The sequence below is a fragment of the Pseudomonas sp. PA-1-6B genome (assembly GCF_021609545.1).
GTDB lineage: Bacteria > Pseudomonadota > Gammaproteobacteria > Pseudomonadales > Pseudomonadaceae > Aquipseudomonas > Aquipseudomonas fluorescens_BV.
Map to the genome: position 1 here is coordinate 1 of NZ_WJZM01000059.1, position 19,195 is coordinate 19,195.

The 19,195-nt window shown below is 59.1% G+C and carries 18 protein-coding genes; 13 read left to right on the top strand and 5 right to left on the bottom strand.

Annotated elements, in window-relative coordinates; genetic code table 11:
• Window positions 1-256 precede the first annotated feature (256 nt).
• Both GIV35_RS22450 and GIV35_RS22455 read right to left on the bottom strand, forming a co-directional pair.
• The gene (locus tag GIV35_RS22450; RefSeq protein WP_236264619.1) at window positions 257-718 is read right to left on the bottom strand and encodes an HIT family protein; all 462 of its coding nucleotides are present in this window, start codon (window positions 716-718) and stop codon (window positions 257-259) included.
• A 105-nt stretch (window positions 719-823) separates the two neighbouring features.
• On the bottom strand, window positions 824-1,768 hold the full coding sequence (locus GIV35_RS22455) for a LysR family transcriptional regulator (protein WP_236264618.1): 945 nt from the start codon (window positions 1,766-1,768) through the stop codon (window positions 824-826).
• 155 nt (window positions 1,769-1,923) lie between these two features.
• Here GIV35_RS22455 and GIV35_RS22460 point away from each other — a divergent pair, with 155 nt between their 5' ends.
• On the top strand, window positions 1,924-4,239 hold the full coding sequence (locus GIV35_RS22460; RefSeq protein ID WP_236264617.1) for a TonB-dependent receptor: 2,316 nt from the start codon (window positions 1,924-1,926) through the stop codon (window positions 4,237-4,239).
• On the opposite strand, the gene GIV35_RS22465 is transcribed toward GIV35_RS22460, so the two are convergent.
• Complete coding sequence (locus tag GIV35_RS22465; protein ID WP_200648577.1) at window positions 4,210-5,397, bottom strand: CynX/NimT family MFS transporter; 1,188 nt, start codon at window positions 5,395-5,397, stop codon at window positions 4,210-4,212. The two genes, GIV35_RS22460 and GIV35_RS22465, sit on opposite strands and share 30 nt — an antisense overlap.
• Window positions 5,384-5,845, bottom strand: a complete 462-nt coding sequence (locus GIV35_RS22470; RefSeq protein ID WP_200648578.1) for a nucleoside deaminase — start codon at window positions 5,843-5,845, stop codon at window positions 5,384-5,386. The genes GIV35_RS22465 and GIV35_RS22470 overlap by 14 nt, the downstream gene beginning before the upstream one ends.
• Before the next feature lie 105 nt (window positions 5,846-5,950).
• Between GIV35_RS22470 and GIV35_RS22475 the strand changes: the two genes are divergently transcribed.
• The 12 genes from GIV35_RS22475 to GIV35_RS22530 all read left to right on the top strand — a co-directional run bounded on the left by GIV35_RS22475 (window position 5,951) and on the right by GIV35_RS22530 (window position 17,917).
• Window positions 5,951-6,802 (top strand): LysR family transcriptional regulator, encoded by an 852-nt coding sequence (locus tag GIV35_RS22475; RefSeq protein ID WP_198716302.1) that lies wholly within the window; start codon window positions 5,951-5,953, stop codon window positions 6,800-6,802.
• Window positions 6,803-7,037: 235 nt separating this feature from the next.
• Window positions 7,038-7,850, top strand: a complete 813-nt coding sequence (locus GIV35_RS22480; RefSeq protein WP_223023515.1) for an energy transducer TonB — start codon at window positions 7,038-7,040, stop codon at window positions 7,848-7,850.
• A 25-nt stretch (window positions 7,851-7,875) separates the two neighbouring features.
• Entirely contained in the window at window positions 7,876-8,598 is a 723-nt protein-coding gene (locus GIV35_RS22485) for a MotA/TolQ/ExbB proton channel family protein (protein ID WP_200648615.1), read from the top strand.
• A gap of 1 nt (window position 8,599) precedes the next feature.
• Complete coding sequence (locus tag GIV35_RS22490) at window positions 8,600-9,001, top strand: ExbD/TolR family protein (RefSeq protein ID WP_005783751.1); 402 nt, start codon at window positions 8,600-8,602, stop codon at window positions 8,999-9,001.
• A gap of 185 nt (window positions 9,002-9,186) precedes the next feature.
• The gene (locus GIV35_RS22495; RefSeq protein ID WP_236264616.1) at window positions 9,187-12,117 is read left to right on the top strand and encodes a glycosyltransferase family 32 protein; all 2,931 of its coding nucleotides are present in this window, start codon (window positions 9,187-9,189) and stop codon (window positions 12,115-12,117) included.
• A gap of 192 nt (window positions 12,118-12,309) precedes the next feature.
• Window positions 12,310-12,891, top strand: a complete 582-nt coding sequence (locus GIV35_RS22500; RefSeq protein WP_200648581.1) for an alpha/beta hydrolase — start codon at window positions 12,310-12,312, stop codon at window positions 12,889-12,891.
• A gap of 48 nt (window positions 12,892-12,939) precedes the next feature.
• Entirely contained in the window at window positions 12,940-13,866 is a 927-nt protein-coding gene (locus tag GIV35_RS22505) for a sigma 54-interacting transcriptional regulator (protein ID WP_236264615.1), read from the top strand.
• 106 nt (window positions 13,867-13,972) lie between these two features.
• Window positions 13,973-14,755 (top strand): MetQ/NlpA family ABC transporter substrate-binding protein, encoded by a 783-nt coding sequence (locus GIV35_RS22510; RefSeq protein ID WP_198716285.1) that lies wholly within the window; start codon window positions 13,973-13,975, stop codon window positions 14,753-14,755.
• 238 nt (window positions 14,756-14,993) lie between these two features.
• Entirely contained in the window at window positions 14,994-15,659 is a 666-nt protein-coding gene (locus tag GIV35_RS22515) for an amino acid ABC transporter permease (protein WP_003187615.1), read from the top strand.
• Complete coding sequence (locus tag GIV35_RS22520) at window positions 15,640-16,299, top strand: amino acid ABC transporter permease (RefSeq protein ID WP_034125471.1); 660 nt, start codon at window positions 15,640-15,642, stop codon at window positions 16,297-16,299. The genes GIV35_RS22515 and GIV35_RS22520 overlap by 20 nt, the downstream gene beginning before the upstream one ends.
• Complete coding sequence (locus tag GIV35_RS22525; RefSeq protein ID WP_034125472.1) at window positions 16,296-17,072, top strand: amino acid ABC transporter ATP-binding protein; 777 nt, start codon at window positions 16,296-16,298, stop codon at window positions 17,070-17,072. Before GIV35_RS22520 ends, GIV35_RS22525 begins: the two co-directional genes overlap by 4 nt.
• Window positions 17,069-17,917: a transporter substrate-binding domain-containing protein gene (locus GIV35_RS22530; protein ID WP_003187618.1), complete on the top strand. Its 849-nt coding sequence runs from the start codon at window positions 17,069-17,071 to the stop codon at window positions 17,915-17,917. Before GIV35_RS22525 ends, GIV35_RS22530 begins: the two co-directional genes overlap by 4 nt.
• A gap of 99 nt (window positions 17,918-18,016) precedes the next feature.
• Here GIV35_RS22530 and GIV35_RS22535 read toward each other — a convergent pair whose 3' ends face one another.
• Entirely contained in the window at window positions 18,017-19,177 is a 1,161-nt protein-coding gene (locus GIV35_RS22535; protein WP_236264614.1) for an AAA family ATPase, read from the bottom strand.
• Between the last annotated feature and the right edge of the window lie 18 nt (window positions 19,178-19,195).

A 19,195-nucleotide genomic window follows, 5' to 3' on the forward strand; every position in this document is an offset into this window, starting at 1 on the left:
GCAAGCCAGCTCCCACATTGGATCGCAGGGCATCAGTTATATCTGTGTCGGCTGCCAGGCCGTCACGGGAGCAAGCTCCCTCGCCACAGATTTAGCGTCGTGCCGAAGTTGTGTAGATACCTATGGCCATCGCAGGCAAGCCAGCTCCCACAGTTGAAATGCATTTCCCTGTGGGAGCTGGCTTGCCTGCGATGACGGCCTGACAGCAGATACATATCTACCTGGCACACCCGCGATCCAATTGTGGGGAGCAGGCTTACCCGGCGAAGGACCTGATGTGAACGGCCAGTCCTGCCAGCGCTTTATCATCTGCCCTGGCAGCGTCATGGGAGGAGACATAGCCTTCATAACGCTCAAAATATTTGTCCTGGGTCGAACTGATTTTTTTGAAGGCGCTATCTTCCCCGGTCCCGTGCATCGGGAATAATTTGGCGTGCAGATGATCGACGCCATAACCCTCCAGAATCATGCCCGTTCTAGCCACACCTTTTAGCGCTTTGTCCAAAAGCTTCGCCGTCTTCTTGGCTGCGATGACCAAGTCACACAGCACGGCGTCCGGTTCGGCAAACGCATAGCTGCCGTGATGGGTTTTGGGGGTAACCACACTGAACCCCGGCGTATTGGGAAATATGGAGAGAAAGGCCATGTGGGTCTGGTCTTCCCACAGGAGGTGGGAGGGTGCAGTACCGCGGGCAATGCTGCAAAAGATACAGTCCATCAAACGCGCTTCCTCGTGCGGGTCAAAAGGTAGACCCTCTTGTATGTGATCTTTGTTATCTAATGATGACTTCACTGACGTTGCGGGCCGCGGTTCACCGCTTAGTCAGACCGCAATATTTTCCAACGCATAAGCATCCTCGTCTCTCTCATCAATCTCCTTGATCTGCTCAATCATCGCCTGCGCCAGCGGCGACAACCGATACCCTGCGCGGCTGACGACCCCGTAGCGGGTATAGCGCTCCTCCAGGTTTTCGTCCAATCCCTCAATCTGCAAACACACCAGTTCGCCGCGGGCCATGTGCAGCACGTCGCTGTTGGCGCTGACGATGCCGATGGCGTCCGAGCGCAGTACCACGCCCATCAGGCTATAGCCGTTTTCGCATTCCACATTGGGCTGGTAATCCGGCCGGCCGCTGAGGTCGACGATGACTTTGCGCAGGTTCGGCGGGCGGATGGTCACTGCCAGGGGGTAGCTCATCAGCTCGGCGGCGCTGACGCTGTTGCGCGCGGCCAGGGGGTGCCCGGCGCGGCAGCAGAAGTGCCAACGGCGCGGGCGCAGGCGGTGGGTGTGGTAGTCGGGGTTGGCTTCGAAGTGGCGGGTGTCGGCGACGAAGAATTCGAACTCTTCGCTGAGCAGGCGCTTGCCCAGGCTTTGCCAGTCATCCACCTGGAACTGCACGCGGGCTTTGGGGTAGCGCCCGATAAAACTGCCGATGGCACGCGGGACTAACCCACCTGCCGGCGCCGGGCCGCAGCCGAAGCGCAGCTCGCCAGCTTCCAGGCCGTTGAACTGGCTGATCTCGTTGGCCAGTTGTTGTGCGCCGCTGACCAGGCGCCGTGCATGTTCGAGCAGCACCTGGCCTTGCTTGGTGGGCGCCAGGTCCTTGCGGCCGCGGTCCACCAGTTGGCAGCCGGCGCTGTGTTCCAGGGCCTGGATGCTGCGACTGAACGCCGACTGCGACAGGTTCACGGCCAAGGCTGCCGCGACAAAACTGCGTTGTTCAGCAAGGGCGATGAAGTGGCGAAGCTGGCGCAAGTCGATATGCATTTTTCACATCAAAAATATCCGGGAAATGCATTGGCTATGCATTAGGTCGACTCCTTATAAAGGCTATCTCTTATGCAGTAAATGTTCGTAAAAACATAAATAAATAACCTTTAGGAATATGAGGCGACGAGTATTCCGGGGTTTTGGAGCCGCTTATGAGTTTGTTCAAGTCCTTGCCCCTGGCTGTTCTAGTGGCTGGTAGCAGCAGTTGGTCACCGTCCCAGGCCGCTGAAACACCCGCGCCTGCCGGCAAGGGCGAAAGCGCCAGTGGCCAACTGGAAACTGTCACGGTCACTGCCCGGCGGCGTACCGAAAGTGCCCAGGCCGTGCCGACGCCCATGAGCGTGCTCGGTGGCCAGGCCCTGGAAACCCAGCGGGTGTACCGCATCCAGGATTTGCAGCAACTGGTGCCCAGCGTCAACGTCGCCTATATGCATGCGCGCCAGTCCAGCGTGTCGATCCGCGGCCTGGGTAACAACCCGGCCAGCGATGGCCTGGAAGGCAGCGTGGGGCTGTATATCGACAACGTCTACCTCGGGCGCCCGGGCATGGCGGTGTTCGACCTGATGGACATTGAGCAGCTTGAAGTTTTGCGCGGCCCTCAGGGCACGTTGTTCGGCAAGAACACCACTGCCGGGGTCATCAACATCAGCACCCGCGCACCGAGCTTTACCCCGGAGCGCAGCATCGAAACCTCCCTGGGCGAGGACGGTTATTTCCAGACCAAGGGTACGATTTCCGGCCCCCTGACCGATGACCTGGCAGGGCGTTTCTCGGCCTATCGCACCCGCAGCGACGGCGACATCAAGAATGAACACGACGGGCATGATCTGAACGGCGGTTCACGCCAGGGCTTTCGCGGGCAACTGCTGTACAAGCCCAGCGAGGCCTTCAACCTGCGCTGGATCGGCGACTACAACGAAGAAGACTCCAGCGCCGGCACCCGCGTGCTGTACAGCACCGGGCCGACCATCAATGGCACCAACCTGTATCAATCCCGGGCCAACGCGGCAGGCGCCACCCTGGTGGACGGCACCCATCGCAAGGTCAACCTGGACAACGACCAGCACGTCACGGTGTTCCAGGGCGGTACGTCGCTGGAAGCCAATTGGACGCTGCCCAGCGACTTCACCCTGACCTCGGTGAGTGCTTACCGCTGGTGGAATTTCACCCCGCGCAACGATGACGGCCTCAACGTACCGGCGTCGTATAACGCCGGGGTTTCGGTGGAAGATAAGCAGTGGTCCCAGGAATTTCGCCTGGCGTCGCCCAGCGGTGGTTTCTTCGATTACGTGCTCGGCGCCTACTACTTCGGCTCCGACCTGGATAACAAATCCTTTGCCTACTACGGGCCCAAGGCCGATATCTGGAACGGCACGCCCGCCGGTGCGTTGAGCAACGTGAGCAGTGTGGGCAACGGGCATATCCGCACCGACAGTTTCGCGCTGTTCGCCCAAGGCACCTGGCACCTGACCGAGCGCCTGGATTTCACCGCCGGTGTGCGCGGCACCTACGAAGAGAAAAGCGCCTGGGTCACGCGCAGTGCGCCCGTCGGTGGCGCGGCGGTCAGCGGGGCCGCCGCCATGGCGCGGCGTGGGCGTACCGGGGCCTATGACTCGGGCGACCTGTCGCAATACAGCGCCACGCCGTCGGGGCTGCTCAACCTCAGTTATCACTTCAATGAAAACCTGCTGGGCTACGCGACGCTGTCCCATGGCGAGAAGTCCGGCGGTGTGAACCTGGCGGTGGGGTCTGCGCCGACAGCCGGAGCCGACTCATTGCTGATCGGCACCGAGCGCGCCAACAACGCCGAGCTGGGCTTCAAGAGCACGCTGTGGGACCGCCGCCTGCAACTCAATGCCAACCTGTTCTGGACGCAGGTCAACGGCTACCAGACCAACGCCTACGACCAGGACAACCGCGTGCAGTACCTGACCAACGCCGGCTCGGTGCGCTCGCGGGGCGTGGAAGTGGAAAGCACCCTGGTGCCGATCAAGGGCCTGACCCTGAACATCAACGGCTCCTTCAATGACGTGACGTACCTGTCTTACAAGGATGCGCCATGCCCGCCGGAAACCAGCCTACGTTCAGGTGCGCCGGCGTCCTGCGACTTGAGCGGCCACCAGGTGGTGGGCGCGTCCAAGTGGATTGCCAACGCCAACGGCGAGTACAAGTGGAACCTGGCGAACGGCTTCGAACCCTACGTCACCGCCAGCTACGCGTTCCGTTCCAAGGCGGTGGGCACCGTGGAAGATTCCGACTACGGGCAGATCCCGGCGTATGCGGTGGTCAACCTGTCTACCGGTTTGCGCGGCGACTATGACCAGGGGCAGTGGGATGTGTCGCTGTGGCTGAAAAACGCCTTCGACAAAACCTACTACACCACCCTGTGGACCGGTGGTAACGGCGGTTACGAGGGCCTGCTGGGCACGCCGCGCACCCTAGGCGTGACTGGGCGCTACGACTTCTAGGTCGGTGCGATAGGTGGCCGGGCTGAACACCCGCGTCACCAGCAGCATCGCCACCACCGTCACCGTCAGCACCACCCAGGCACTGACAAAGTTGCCGGTAAGCTCGCGCAGCCAGCCGGTCAGCCACGGCGAAACCGCATTGATCAAAAAGCCCACGCCTTGCACGAACGCCGCCAGTTGCCCCGCTTGGCGTGGGTCGCGATGGTGGTCGAGAGTCAGCAGCAGGCTCAGGGCAAAGCACGCCCCTAACCCGAAGCCGCACAAGGCCACCCACAGGTGGGGATATTCCTGCGGCGCAATGATCAGGCCGAGGTAGCCGATGGTTTGCGCCAGTAGGCTGATGCTGAGCAATGGGCGGCGGTCGATACCGCGTTGCGCCAGCACCGGCATCAGTAGGGCGGCCGCCACCTGAAAAATCGTCATGAATGCCAGCAACGACCCGCTGGGCAGCACGCCCCAGCCCAGTTGCTGATAGTAGGCCGGCAGCCACGCGACCATGCTCATGTAGCCGCAATTGACCAGGCCGAAATACAGCGCCAGCAGCCAGGCGCGGCGGTTGCGCAACCCTTTGAACGCAGGTACCTGCTGTGGATTGCGTGCGGCGCCCAGCGGCAGCCAGGCCCACAGCAGCAATGCCCCCAGCGCCGGCAAGAGCCACACGCCCAGGCCTGCCTGCCATTGCTGGAAATGCGTGGCTACCACCGGACTGAGCAGCGCCGCCAGGCCGCCACCGGCCATCAGCGAGGCCGAATACACGCCCATCGCCACCGGCACACGGTGATGGAATTCACGCTTGATCATCGCCGGCACCAGCGCCTGGATCAGCGCCACACCCGCACCGCCAAGCAGCGCGGTAACCAGCAGTGCCGAAGCCTGGCCCATCAACCAGCGCGCCAGGCACGCCAGCAGAATCATCAACAAGCCCAGGGCGATACCGCGACGCTCGCCCAAGCGCGCCTCCACGCGCACGCCGACCAGTGCCACCAACCCCATGCAGATCACCGGCAGGCTGGTGAGCAGGGCGCTGCTCTGAAAGCTCAGGCCGGTGGCCTGGCGAATCTCGCCGAGCAATGGGCTGATGGAACTGAGGATGGGGCGCAGGTTCAGGCCGAGCACCACCAGCAGGCCCCAGCCGGCGAGGGATTTATTCAGGGTCATGCAGGGTTTTCCACTGGTGATACAGCGCAGTCATAGCGGCATCGGGCAGGTGCTGAATGGGCAGGCGTTGCGCGTCGATGGGCAAGCCAACCTGTTGGCTGATGGCTGCGGTCGACAGGCCGAACGGCTCGGCCATTTCGTTGCTGGCGGCAAACACTACGCGCTCGACGCCGCACAGGTACAAGGCGCTCAGGCACATCGGGCAAGGCTGGCCGCTGGCGTAGATCACGCACCCTTCCAGGCGTGCACCCAACTGCCGGCTCGCTGCGCGAATTGCCAGCAGCTCGGCGTGGGCGGTGGGGTCCTGGGTCAGGTGGATCTCATTCACGGCCTCCACCAACATCTCATCGTTGCGCGTCAGCACCGCACCGAAGGGGCGGCCACCTTGGGCGACGTTGGCGCGGGCCAAGGCGATAGCGCGTTGCAGGTGTGGTTGATCGTTGGTCATACAAGGCCCCGGGGTGCGATGAAAGGTGAAGTATGGTCAGCCAGCAAGGTATGCTGAAATTAAATATAAACATGCCAATCAGTGGCAAACGAAATGGTGATGACGTTGTTCGATCCCGTGTTGTTGCGCAGCTTTGTCGCCGTGGTGGACTGCGGCAATTTCACCCGGGCGGCCGAGCGCCTGCATTTGACTCAATCCACCGTCAGCCAGCAGATCCGCCGTCTGGAAGACGCAGTGGCCTGTCAGTTATTGGACCGCGATCAGCGCCGGGTAGTGGCCACCGCCGAGGGTGAGCGTCTGCTCGCGTATGCGCGCCGTATTCTCGCGTTGCACGAAGAAGCCGCCGACGTGCTGATCAACCAGCAAAGCGACGGTGTGTTGCGCCTCGGCGTGCCGGAGGATTTCGCCGCCGAGCGCCTGATGCCGCTGCTATCGGCGTTTGTGGTGGCCTATCCACGGGTGCGTCTGGAGGTCACCAGCGGTCTGGGCCCCGAATTGCAGCGCCAGTACCGGGGCGGTGAGTTCGATGTGTTGCTGGTCAAGCAGATGGGCGACAGCGACGACTGTGTGGCGTCGTGGCCGGAGCCCTTGTATTGGATCGACAGCCTGAGCACGCCGGCGCTGGGCCGCGACCCGCTGCCGCTGGTGGCTTTCCCCGTGGGCGGCCTGTATCGCAACGACATGCTGCATCATCTGGAACGGGCCGGCTGGCGTTGGCGCATCGGCTATTCCAGCGCCAGCCTGGCCAGTGTGTGCTCGGCGGTGGCGGCAGGCTTGGGCATCAGTTTATTGCCAGAACGGGTATTGCAACCGGGCCATCGCATACTCGGCCCAGAGAGTGGCTTGCCACCTGTTCATGGCGTGCGGTTGGCCCTGTATGGCCGCAGTGGTTTGGGCGCAGCGGGCCAGAGTTTGCTGGGTGAATTGCTGGCGTTGTGCAGTGGAAACCCGCACTGAGCCCATACCTTTGCCGAATATTTTGTATGCCTTTAAGGCATTGAAAAACAACGGCTTGAAGCCAGGCCACGGACCCCGTGGCTTTGGCGTAATCGGCTGTTTTGTTTATGCGTTTTTGTTCTATATATAACTTTAAAGATTACTTTAAGAGATAAATGTCTGGCACCGATGATTCAGCCCTCGACGGGCCTTCACGCTGGCCCGTCGGTTTTTCAAAACCGCAGGGAGTGAATCAATGGGCAAAGTCCAGGCCGCCGCCAGTGCACCTGAGGCGCAGTGGCGTCAGGCACCGAGTGGTGAGCTGGTCGACCTTGGCCGGCCGCATCGCGCGCCGTTGGGTCAATTGCGCCTGCAGAAGACCCCGAAGCGTTTTTCCAGCCGCCGCGAAGGGGTTTTGCTCGGGTTGCTGGTGTTGGCGCTGCACGGTGCAGTGATCTATTGGGTGAGCCAGAAACCCACGCCGGTGCTGCCGATTGTGCCGCCGGAAATTCCACCGATGACCATCGAATTTTCCCAGCCGGCGCCGCCGGTGGTTGAGCCGCCACCGCCTATAACACCACCACCGCCTCCGCCTGTGGTCGAGCCCCCGCCGCCGCTGGTGGATGAGTTGGCGGCCAAGCCGGCGCCGCCCAAACCCATTGCGAAACCCAAGCCCAAGCCCGTGCCTAAACCTGAGCCCAAGCCGGCCCCCAAGGCCGTCGAGCAGCCACCTGCACCACCGACGCCAGCGCCACCTGCACCGCCCGCACCTGCGGCGCCAGCGCCGGTGACGCCTGCTTCGGCCAACGCCGCGTACCTGAAAAACCCGGCGCCGGAATACCCGTCACTGGCTCAGCGTCGCGGTTGGGAAGGCACGGTGTTGCTGCGGGTGCAGGTGCTGGCCAGCGGTAAACCGGGTGAGATCCAGGTGCAAAAAAGCAGTGGTCGCCAGCAGTTGGATGACGCGGCATTGGCGGCGGTGAAGCGCTGGAGTTTCGTGCCTGCCAAACAGGGCGATGTGGCCCAGAACGGCTGGGTGAGCGTGCCCATCGATTTCAAGATTCATTAATTATTCAGCGACGCAGAGGGAAAACATCATGGCATTGGCATCTCCACTTGAATCCATCGAAAGCGCGGTGATCTGGCTGCTGGTGGCCTTTTCGGTCGCCACCTGGGGCCTGGCCTTGCTCAAGGGCGTGCAGTTCGGTCGCCTCAAGGCCCAGGATCGCAAGTTTCACAAACAGTTCTGGGCGGCATCGAGCCTCGACTCGGCCGCAGAACTCGCCGAAACCCAGCCTGGCGCCGCCGCCCGTGTAGCCCAGGCCGGCTATGCCGCGATCCAGGTGGGCGATACCACCCACGCTGCGGATTTGAGCCAGGCGATCAATCACCAGGACCGCCTCGAACGCGCCCTGCGCCAGCAAATCGTGCGTGAGCGCCGCTCCCTGGAAACCGGTCTGGCTGTGGTCGCGAGTATCGGCAGCACCTCGCCGTTTATCGGCCTGTTTGGCACCGTGTGGGGGATCATGGAAGCGCTGAAGGGGATCAGTGCTGCCGGGTCCGCCAGCCTGGAAACCGTGGCGGGGCCCATCGGCGCGGCACTGGTGGCGACCGGCGTGGGGATCGCCGTCGCGGTGCCTGCGGTGCTGGTCTACAACTACTTTTTGCGCCGCCTGAAGCTGACGGCGGCAGACCTGGAAGACTTTGCCCACGACTTCTACAGCCTGGCGCAGAAAAACGCGTTCCGCGTGCTGTTGCACCCAGCGCTGATCAAGGCCGGCGTCGGCAGCCCGCAGAAAGTGAAGGAGGCGTCCTGACATGGCCTTCTCCACGCAAGACAGTGATGAGGTGCTGAGCGAGATCAACGTCACGCCGCTGGTGGACGTGATGCTGGTGCTGCTGGTGGTGTTTATCGTCACCGCGCCGCTGTTGACCAACTCGATCCCGATCAACCTGCCCAAGACCCAGGCCGTGGCGCCGGTTGAGCAAAAGGACCCGCTGGTGGTGAGCATTGATGGCGCCGGCAAATTGTTTATCAACAAGGACGAAATCCAGCCGGATCTGCTGGAGTTCAACCTGCAGTCGGCGAAGGCCAAGGACCCCGATGTGCGGGTGCAACTGCAGGCTGACGATGGAGTGAACTACGGCGAAGTGGCACGAGCCATGGCGTCGATTGAGCGTGCGGGCATAACCAAGTTGTCGGTGATCACTGCACGTTAGTTTCAAAAAGTCTCGACAGTTTTTGGGCCGCTTTCCTTGGCAGGGTGCGGCCTTTTTTTATTTAAGCATTACATGTTTACAGATGTTGCACAGGAAAAGAATTTACATGTTTCCGAGCGTGCAATTCTCGGCCGCATGCTTATTCTGGTCAGCGCATAGAGTGATTTAATTAATGGAGTAATTGCATGTCTATACGCGTTCCTGTCCAAGTCGTGAATACGTTCGTTAATCCCCATTTAACGGTTGAAAAGCCTGAAGAAAAGCCTGCGGTAATGGCATCTTCGAACAATCGTATGGCCGGCCTGCGACATCCATCTGCCTGTATCTTGCCCACGCTGGCTGACTATAAGAGAAAACAGAGTTTACTGCAGGGTGCTGAAGCACTACCTATACCAGGAGGCGGGAGCAACTCGTCATTGAAGAAAAACGCTCGTTTAGAATCTTATATCAGTAAGCAAACCGCCGACTTTGTAACGCCCGAAAACGAAATTTCCAGTATTTTATCTGCAAAGATAAAGCAGCAATGGGGTGTGGATGTTGATCCGGATAAAACCTATCTGGTGACATTTAAAGATGACAGTGAGGATGAAAAAGAGGTGGTAGAAAAAATCACCCTGACACAAGCGGCATTGAAAAACAGGCAAGATGTAACAATTAAGAAAGATGAAAGCTGGTTTGTAAAGATTGGCAAGTACTTTTCGCCAGCGATATATATTTACAACCAGATTGACGGTTGGGTGCAGGAAGCAAACACTCGACAAGGTATTTATAGGGAGCCCAGTGCGCCGGGCGATGCCCCCTATAACGCCGACACCCGCGTTTCCATACCGGTGGATGACTTCAAGGCATTAGTCTGGGATACAGACCGGACCCAACTGTATAAGAAAACCCTTGATGGGTTTTGGGACAAGCACAGCGAATCTTATACGGCATTGAGTAAAATCTCGTTTGTCAAAGCCATCAATCTGCAGCGCCTGGAAGGGAGCCTTGGCCCTGCCGAGACGGCACTCGCCCAGCGGGCGTTGGGGCCTGTTGCGCAAAAGGATTGGTCCAAGCTGACGGTCCAGGATTTTGAAGGGCCTGCCGTAAAGGACCCGGATCTGAACATCGGCCTGCTGAGCATCAATGGGTTTGAGTCGACCGACTTGATGTGTGTGACCGATCGGAAAACCCAGTTGACGTTGCTTTACATCCCTGGCAACTCCTCGCCAATACATCGCTTCGATAATCCGCAGCAAATGACAACGTGGCTGGCCGGGCAAGCCTCGGACCCCGTAAAGCGCGCGTCCTTGTTGACGCACTTTTCCCTCAAGGATCAAGCTGACAGAACGTTTTCAGACGGCGTACGTCAGACCCTGCAAGGGATGGGAAACTGGTCCGATGCGCAGGCATCAGGCAATGCTTTCCTTGCGAGCCTCAACGGTTGGGTGCCGGATCGTTTCATCGCTGTTGAGCAGTTGCACGGCGATCCTTTCGAAGCGGTCAAGGTTCGGCAAAAAGCACGGTCCTATTCGGACGCTGACAATGCGATTGTCAGTGACGGGGACTACACCAAGAACCAGGTGCTGCATGTCGTGGAAGAGGCTACCAAGGTCGCCATGTTCATGACGCCCCTGGCGCTGGTGATGCCCGAAGTCGCTATAGGGCTGGATGTTTTCTTCCTGGCCGCCGGGGCTGCCGAGACAGGTATCGGTATTGATGATGCCGTCCAGGGAAAAGCAACGGCTTCCGACCGCATTGTGTTTGGCGTGTTGAACGCCGTACCGCCGTTGGCCACTCACGCGGGGGCACCACTGGCGAAAGCGCTGACAGAGAGGGTGTCCGGCGGTGGCGTTGCAGCAGGGGTTGATGCTGCAACCCGCACACCTGCTCAAGTGACTGAACAAGCGCGCCCATTCTTCAGGCCACCACAACGTGTCAATGGGCATATCGGATACCCGATGGGGCCCGTCTCACCTCCAGTGATTCTTGAGGAGGTCAGGGTTCCCATGGATGACGTGAGGCGCATGATCGGGAAAGACTATATGGTTTATGTCGGTCAATACGGTACCAAAGTTACGTATGACGTCGAAGCGGGTCTTTGGCGCGGGCTCCAGGCCAATGGTCAGGTGAACGACATCTTTTATTGGCGCAAAGGTCAAGGACGGTGGCTGGGTGGCACTCAAGCCGAAGCGATTGAGGCCAGTAAAAATGCGCCGGCTTCGATGACAACCAAAGTACTGAAACTACCGAGGATGCCGGTACTGCCGTCCGGCGCTACAGAGGTGCCGAAAGTGATCCACTATTTCTGGGCCGGCAATGAAATGCCGGAAAATCTACTCAATAATATTATGGAAAATTCCCGGAAAAGCCCCGGGTATAAATCGATTGTTCACGTTGATGCCAATGACGCGGATACTTTTCAGAAAATACATTCAGCGTTGGATCATAAAGTGGGCGGGCTTGAAGTACATGATTTAAAGGCCGATGAAAGTTTTCAGGCTCTGAATGCAGGTCAATACGGCGAGATGTATCAGTTTTTCCGTTCAGGGCGTGGGCAGAATTTAGCGGCGTCATCGGACGTCATGCGCGCGGTGCTAATGAAAAAGTACGGCGGTATCTATCTGGATACGGATGATGCACTGACCTTTAATGTGGGCGAGGTCACATTGAAAGCCACGCCTAATGATATCTTGATGAACGTGCCGGTTACTTACGAACCTACGAACTTCAATGGCTTCAACACCAGTAATTTTGCCAGCCATCCAGACAACCCTGTATTTGACGAGATTCTGGAGACAGCGTATGAGCGATTCAAGGCAAACGAAGAATGGCTGAACGCTAATCGTCCCTTTCTGAAGGAAAATTCGACAGCCGCAGAGCGGCAAATTTATAACGAGTATGAAAAGAAAATTTTCGAGATCACTGGGCCGAGAATGTTTGGTGATGTATTGGCGCAAAAAGAGTATGGATTTTTTTCAGAAGTTGAGGAACTGACGGATCTGTTGAATGCGCGTATTTTACTTCCGCAAGCATATGCGGAAAAACTTACACAAGTGCGTGATTATTATATGGCGATGAACCATAAGTTCGGAGTTGCTATCGGCTCGGAACACTCTATGCATCATTCTCGCTGAGGTTGGCTCGGTCATTGCGCCGCGGTGGCAGAGGCGCAATGGCCGGTTTTAATGAAGGGCTTGGTAAAAGCAAGTTCTGAAAAAGGCGCAAATTCCTTTTGGTTATTAATAAATTCTTTTTTATTCCTTATTGGCGTGTGAACCTCACCCTATACTGACCAGCAACGTTAAACGCGGCAGGAGGGCACACCCATGCACAGCGAGTCGATTCGTTATCTGATCGTGCCGGGCTGGCAAGGATCGCCAGAAGATCATTGGCAAACCCATTGGCAGAAGAGCTTGCCCAACAGCGCACGGGTGGAACAGGCCGATTGGCTGACGCCGCGTCGCGAGGATTGGGTCGCCGCACTGGCCGAGGCCATCGCTGCCGACAGCACGCCGGTCATCCTGATCGCGCATAGCCTGGGTTGCATCACCGTCACCCATTGGGCCGCCACTGCCCCCGTGCACTTCTTGCGGCAGGTACGCGGCGCGTTGCTGGTGGCACCGGCGGATGTCGAACGCCCTGCGTGTGCCCCTGCACTGCGCAATTTTGCCCCTATTCCAACTGACCTGCTGCCATTTCCCAGCCAGGTGGTCAGCTCCGACAACGACAGTGCCGTAAGCGCCCCCAGGGCTCTGGAACTGGCGCGTCAGTGGGGCGCCGAAGCCGGCATCTTGTCGGGCGCGGGGCATATCAATGTGAAGTCCGGCCACCGGCGCTGGGAGCAAGGGTTTGCTTACCTCTATCGCCTGCAACATCGCCTCGAGCACCACGCTCGGCGCAGCGCCTAATATTTTTTCAACGCCCCGTCCCTGAGTGGATTGGGGCGGGAGCCTGCCATGAGTCTGCATGAAACCTTCGGCCAGCCATTGCTGACCTTCCCGGACGCGGAAAAGAGTCCACTGAGTATTCGCGCCAAAGCTCTGGTGTTTGTCGACCCACGCTCACGCCAACTGCGCGAAGAGCTGGAAAGCCTCGCACCACGTGCCTTGCCTGTGCTGATCCGCGGCGAGACCGGTAGCGGTAAAGAACTGCTGGCACGGCATATCCACCGTGGCAGTGACCGTACTGGCCTGTTTGTCTCGGTCAACTGTGGCGCCATCAGCCCCACCTATGCCGATGCCGAGTTGTTTGGCTATGCCGCCGGCAGTCACAGTGGCGCGGCGAGCAGCCGGGCGGGTTGGTTCGGCTCGGCCAATGGCGGCACCTTGTACCTGGATGAGATCGGCGACTTGCCGCTGCCGATCCAGGTGAAATTGCTCGCGGCTTTGGAAAACCATGAAGTCACCCGTGTTGGTGCCCAACAGCCGAGCCCGGTCGATGTACGCCTTGTGGCCGCTACCAGCATCGACCTGGCCCAGGCCGTGGCCGTGGGCAAGTTTCATGAGCGTCTGTTCCATTATTTGAGTGAGGGCCGGTTGGACCTGCCGGCGTTGCGAGAGCGGGTGGGGGATATCTTGTCCCTGGCCGAATATTTCCTCGGCATCTACAGCCAGCGCCTGGACCTGCCGGTGCCACTGATCAGCGACGCCGCCCAGCAGGTGCTGGAACACCACACGTGGCCGGGTAATACCCGCGAACTGGAAAACGTCATTCACTTTGCCTTGCTGGTGAGTAGTGGCGATGAAATCTTGCCCGAGCATTTGAACCTACCGACGGCAGGCACACCACTGGAGCAAGTGCGACGAATTTTGGCCAGCGCCAGCCCGGCCGAGCAGGAATCGGTGCGTAAATTCCTGTATGAGCAAAATGGAATATCAACGTGAATAAAAGATATTGTTCGGGAATAAAAAATCTAGGTATTGTCCTTTCCACGCCGCGATAGCACTTCGCTGGCACCTCACATAAAAACGGTCGTTAGAAGGACATTGCATGAAAAAGGTTCTGTTGTTTACCGCTCTGGCGGCTGCCCTGACTGCTGGCTTTGCCCAGGCCAATGAGAAACTGGTGGTGGCTGCTACGCCAATTCCCCACGCCGAAATCCTCGAGCTGATCAAGCCGACCCTGGCCAAGGAAGGTGTGGACCTGCAGATCAAAGTCTTTACCGACTACGTACAGCCGAACGTGCAAGTCGCTGAGAAACGCCTGGACGCCAACTACTTCCAGACCCTGCCGTACCTGGAAAACTTCAACAAGGGCAAGGGCACCAACCTGGTCACCGTTGTGGGCGTGCACGTCGAACCCATCGGTGGTTACTCGAAAAAAATCAAAAATATCTCTGAGCTCAAAGATGGCGCCACCGTGGCCATTCCGAACGAAGGCTCCAACAGCGGCCGCGCCCTGTTGCTGCTGCAGAAGAACGGTCTGATCACCCTGAAAGACCCGACCAACGCCTTGTCCACGCCAAAGGACATCAAGGACAACCCGAAAAACCTCAAATTCAAAGAGCTGGAATCGGCGCTGCTGCCACGCGTGCTGGATCAGGTTGACCTGGATGTGATCAACACCAACTACGCCCTGGAAGCTGGCCTGAACCCGGCCAAGGACGCGCTGATCATCGAAGACGCCAAATCACCTTACGTAAACTTCCTGGTGGCCCGCCCGGACAACAAGGACAGCGATGCTATCCAGAAGTTGGCCAAGGCCCTGACCAGCCCGGAAGTCAAAGCTTTCATCGAGAAGAAGTACAACGGCGCGGTGGTGCCAGCGTTCTGATGTAAGCCAAAACCCCCTTCAAGGTTTCAACGCCGACGGCTACTACAGCGTCGGCGTTTTTTTATCTGAAATACAGGCAAGCCAGCTCCCACAGAGGTAAGTTTTTTGGTGATATGAATATGCTATCTAGGTATTTAAAATTTGATTTTTATACCTTTAAAGTTTGCGCTACCCGACGTTATCCACGTCGGAACGGACTGCGCTAGCGGCATTACCCATGCGGCGATATGGACTGCACATGACCTTCGATTTCGCTTTTATCCTCAGCACGCTGCCGGCGTTTCTCAAGGCCGTGGGTGTCACGCTGCAAGTCGGCCTGATCGCCATTGCCACGTCCTTGCTGGTGGCGCTGATCAACGCTGCGCTGCTGGTGTTTCGCACGCCTTACCTGTCGCGCCTGGTGGCGCTCTATGTGGAGCTGGCGCGTAACACGCCGTTGTTGATCCAACTGTTCTTCGTCTATTTCGCGCTACCGGCCCTGGGTTTCAATATTTCCGGGTTCTGGGCGGCGATCATCACCATGACCTTTCTGGGCGGCGCCTACCTCACCGAAGTACTGCGCGCCGGTGTGGAAGCGGTGCCGCTGGCGCAAATCGAGTCGGGCAAGTCCATTGGCCTGTCCGACTGGCAACTGCTGCGCCACGTGATCCTGCCCCAGGCCGGTATCCTCAGCCTGCCGGCGTTGTTCGCCAATTTCATTTTTCTGCTCAAGGAAACCACCGTGGTGTCGGCGGTGGCGGTGCCGGAAATTCTCTACACCACTAAGAGCTACATCGCCCTCTACTACAAAACCTACGAAATGCTCGCTGTGCTGACGCTGATTTGCGTGCTGTTGTTCCTGCCGTTGTCGCTGTTGCTCAGCCGCCTGGAAAGGAGGCTCCAGCATGGCCAGTTCGGGTCTTGAGTTGTTGTGGGTGTCGTTGCCGCAACTGGGCAAGGGCGCTGCGCAAACCCTGTCGATTTCGTTTTTGAGCATCGCCTTCAGTACGGTTGGCGGCGTGCTCTACGGCGTGCTGCGCACCTTGAATAACAAGGCGATCAACGGCGTGCTGCGGGTCTACCTGGAGCTGTTTCGCGCCATTCCGGTGCTGGTGTGGTTGTACCTGCTGTTTTTTGGCGTGCCGATCTTCTTCGGTCTGAGCATCCCCAGTTTCTGGTGCGCGGTGCTGGTGCTGTCGTTGTGGGGCGCCAGCGAGGTGGGCGAAGTGGTGCGTGGCGCGTTGCATTCGCTGCCCCGTGGCCAGCGCGAAGCGGGCTTGTCGATTGGCCTGTCCGGCCCGCAGTTGTACGGCTATGTACTGCTGCCCCAGGCCCTCAAGCGCATGACGCCGCCGACCATCAATGTGTACACGCGCATCATCAAGACCAGCTCCCTGGCGGTGCTGATCGGCGTGGTGGATGTGATCAAGGTCGGCCAGCAAATCATCGAGCGTACCTATGAGTCGGTATTGATCTACGGCGCGCTGTTTCTGTTTTTCTTCTTTATCTGCTACCCGTTGTCAGCCGCCTCCAAGGTGCTGGAACGGCGCTGGGCCCAAGCATGAGCGCATTGATCGAGTTTCAGGGTTTCAACAAATTCTTCGGCGAGGCGCAGGTGCTCAAGGGCATCGACCTGAGCGTGCAACGCGGCGAAGTGGTGGTGATCCTCGGCCCCAGCGGCTGTGGCAAAAGCACTTTGCTGCGTTGTTTGAACGGGTTGGAAGTGGCACACAGCGGCAGTCTGCGGTTCGCCGGTAAAGAGCTGCTGGATAAAACCACCGACTGGCGCCAGGTACGCCAGGACATTGGCATGGTGTTCCAGAGCTACCACCTGTTCCCGCACATGAGCGTGCTCGACAACATCCTGCTCGGCCCGCTCAAAGTGCAAAAGCGCGACCCCCGCGAGGCTCGTGAGCAGGCGGAAAAATTGCTGGAGCGCGTGGGCCTTGCCGACAAGCGCGACGCCTTCCCACGCCAGCTTTCCGGTGGCCAGCAACAACGCATCGCCATCGTCCGCTCGTTGTGCATGAACCCCCAGGTCATGCTGTTTGACGAAGTCACCGCGGCCCTCGACCCGGAGATGGTCAAGGAAGTGCTGGAAGTGATCCAGGACCTGGCCCGCGATGGCATGACCCTGCTGATCGTTACCCACGAAATGGCCTTCGCCCGCGCCGTCGCCGACCGTGTGGTGTTCATGGAGGCCGGTCGCATCCTCGAACACAACACCCCCGAGGCATTCTTTACGAACCCGCAGACCGCACGCGCGCAGCAGTTCCTGGAGAAGTTCTCCTTTGTTTCAACACTGCCCAAAAAGATCAAGGAACTGGAGCTGATATGAAAAAGTTACTGCTGCCACTGTTTGCCGTCGCCTTGCTGGCCGGCTGCGATAAAAAGGCCGAAGAGCCGGTAAAACCCGCGGCTGTGAGCTACATCGACAAAATCAAAGCGCGGGACAAGCTGATTGTCGGCGTGTTTACCGACAAGCCGCCATTCGGTTTTGTGGACGAAGCGGGTCGTTATGTCGGCTTCGATACCGACATCGGCCGGCAATTCGCCAAGGACCTGCTGGGCGATGAAAACAAGGTGGAGTTTGTCGCCGTGGAACCGGCCAGCCGCATTCCCTTCCTGCAAAGCGACAAGGTCGACCTGATTCTCGCCAACATGACCGTGACGCCTGAACGCAAGGAAGCGGTGGACTTCACCAACCCCAACCTGAAAGTCGCGGTGCAGGCTCTGGTGCCGAATGACAGCGCCGTCAAAAGCCTGGATGACCTGGCCACTCGCACGACCATCGTCACCACCGGCACCACGGCTGATATCTGGCTGACCAAGAACCATCCGGACTGGAAGCTGCTCAAGTTCGAGAAGAACTCCGAGTCGCTGCAGGCGCTGTCGGCTGGCCGTGGGGATGCCTATGCGCAAGACAACCTGGTGCTGTTCAGCTGGGCCAAGCAGAACCCTGGCTACCGCGTGCTGGAAGAAAAACTGGGTGATGAAGCCCCGATTGCCCCGGCGGTGAAGAAGGGCAATACCGAGTTGCGCGACTGGGTGAATGCCGAGCTTGCGAAGCTGGGCGAGGAGAAGTTTCTGCTCAAGCTTTATGACCAATATGTGCGAAAAGAACTGAGCGATGACACCAAGCCTGAGAGTGTGATTGTTGAGGGTGGTAAGTGGCAGGGCTGAGATCGCTATCGCAGGCAAGCCAGCTCCCACCTTTGAATGTATTCACACATCAAAATGTGGGAGCGGGCTTGCTCGCGAAGAGGCCGGTGCAGGCAACGCCTACTCCGGCCAGTGCCAGGCCGGCCCATCCAGCATCCCTTGCCCCACAATCCGTGTCTCCCCCAACACCTTCTCCAACACAATCGAATTACACCCCTCATCCTGCTGCAAGGCCGCAATCAAGCGGCTGGCATGGGACACCACCCACACCTGGCACTGCTTCGACGCCTGGATAATCAAGCGCGCCAGTGCCGGCAACAGGTCGGGATGCAGGCTGGTCTCCGGCTCGTTCAGCACCATCATGGTCGGTGGCCGTGGAGTCAGCAGCGCGGCGATCAGCAGCAGGTAGCGCAGGGTGCCGTCCGACAGCTCCGCCGCCGACAACGGGCGCAATAAGCCTTCCTGATAGAACTCAATGGCAAAGCGTCCGCCCTGCAACGGTTCAATGTGCAGACTCGCCCCCGGGAATGCATCGCTCACGGCGCGTTGCAGCGCCTCGGGATCACCAATCTCGCGGATGGTCTGCAACGCAGCCGCCAGATCGCGGCCATCGTGGTGCAACACCGGCGTGCGCGTGCCCAACTGTGGCTGGCGCACTGGCGCGTCCACGTCGCTGCGGAAATGATCGTAAAAGCGCCAGCCACGAATGCTTTCACGCAACAGCAGCACTTCCGGCGAGCCACGCAGGCTGCCGACCTGGTCGAACAGGCTGTTGTAGTTCGGTGTGTGCTGCGCCAGGACATCCCACGTACGTCCTTCGCGGGCACGCACCATCGGCCCTGAGCGCTGCACCAGCAGGCTGGCCGGACGGTAGATGTGGCCGGCCCAGATGCATTCCTTTTTTACTTCGGGGTCCAGTTTGAAGGCCGAGAGGGTTTTTTCGGGTAAGCCCAAAGAGATTGCGTAGCTGAAGTCCTCGGCGGCAAAGCCCAGGCGCAGGCGTTTGACGCCTTGGCGCACGTTGGATTCGACCGGCACTTCGCCGCTGCGCATACGCCGGGTGATGGTTTCCGGCCCGGCCCAGAAGGTCGAATCCAGCCCGCCTTCACGGGCCAGCGCATTGATCACCCCACCCTGGGCAGTTTCGGCCAGCAGGCGCAGGGCGCGATACAGGTTGGACTTGCCGCTGCCATTGGGCCCGGTCACCAGGTTCAGCCGGTCCAGGGGCACCACCAATTTGTTGATCGAGCGGTAATTGGCCACCGCGAGGGTTTTAAGCATGTGTATTTAGCCAGCATG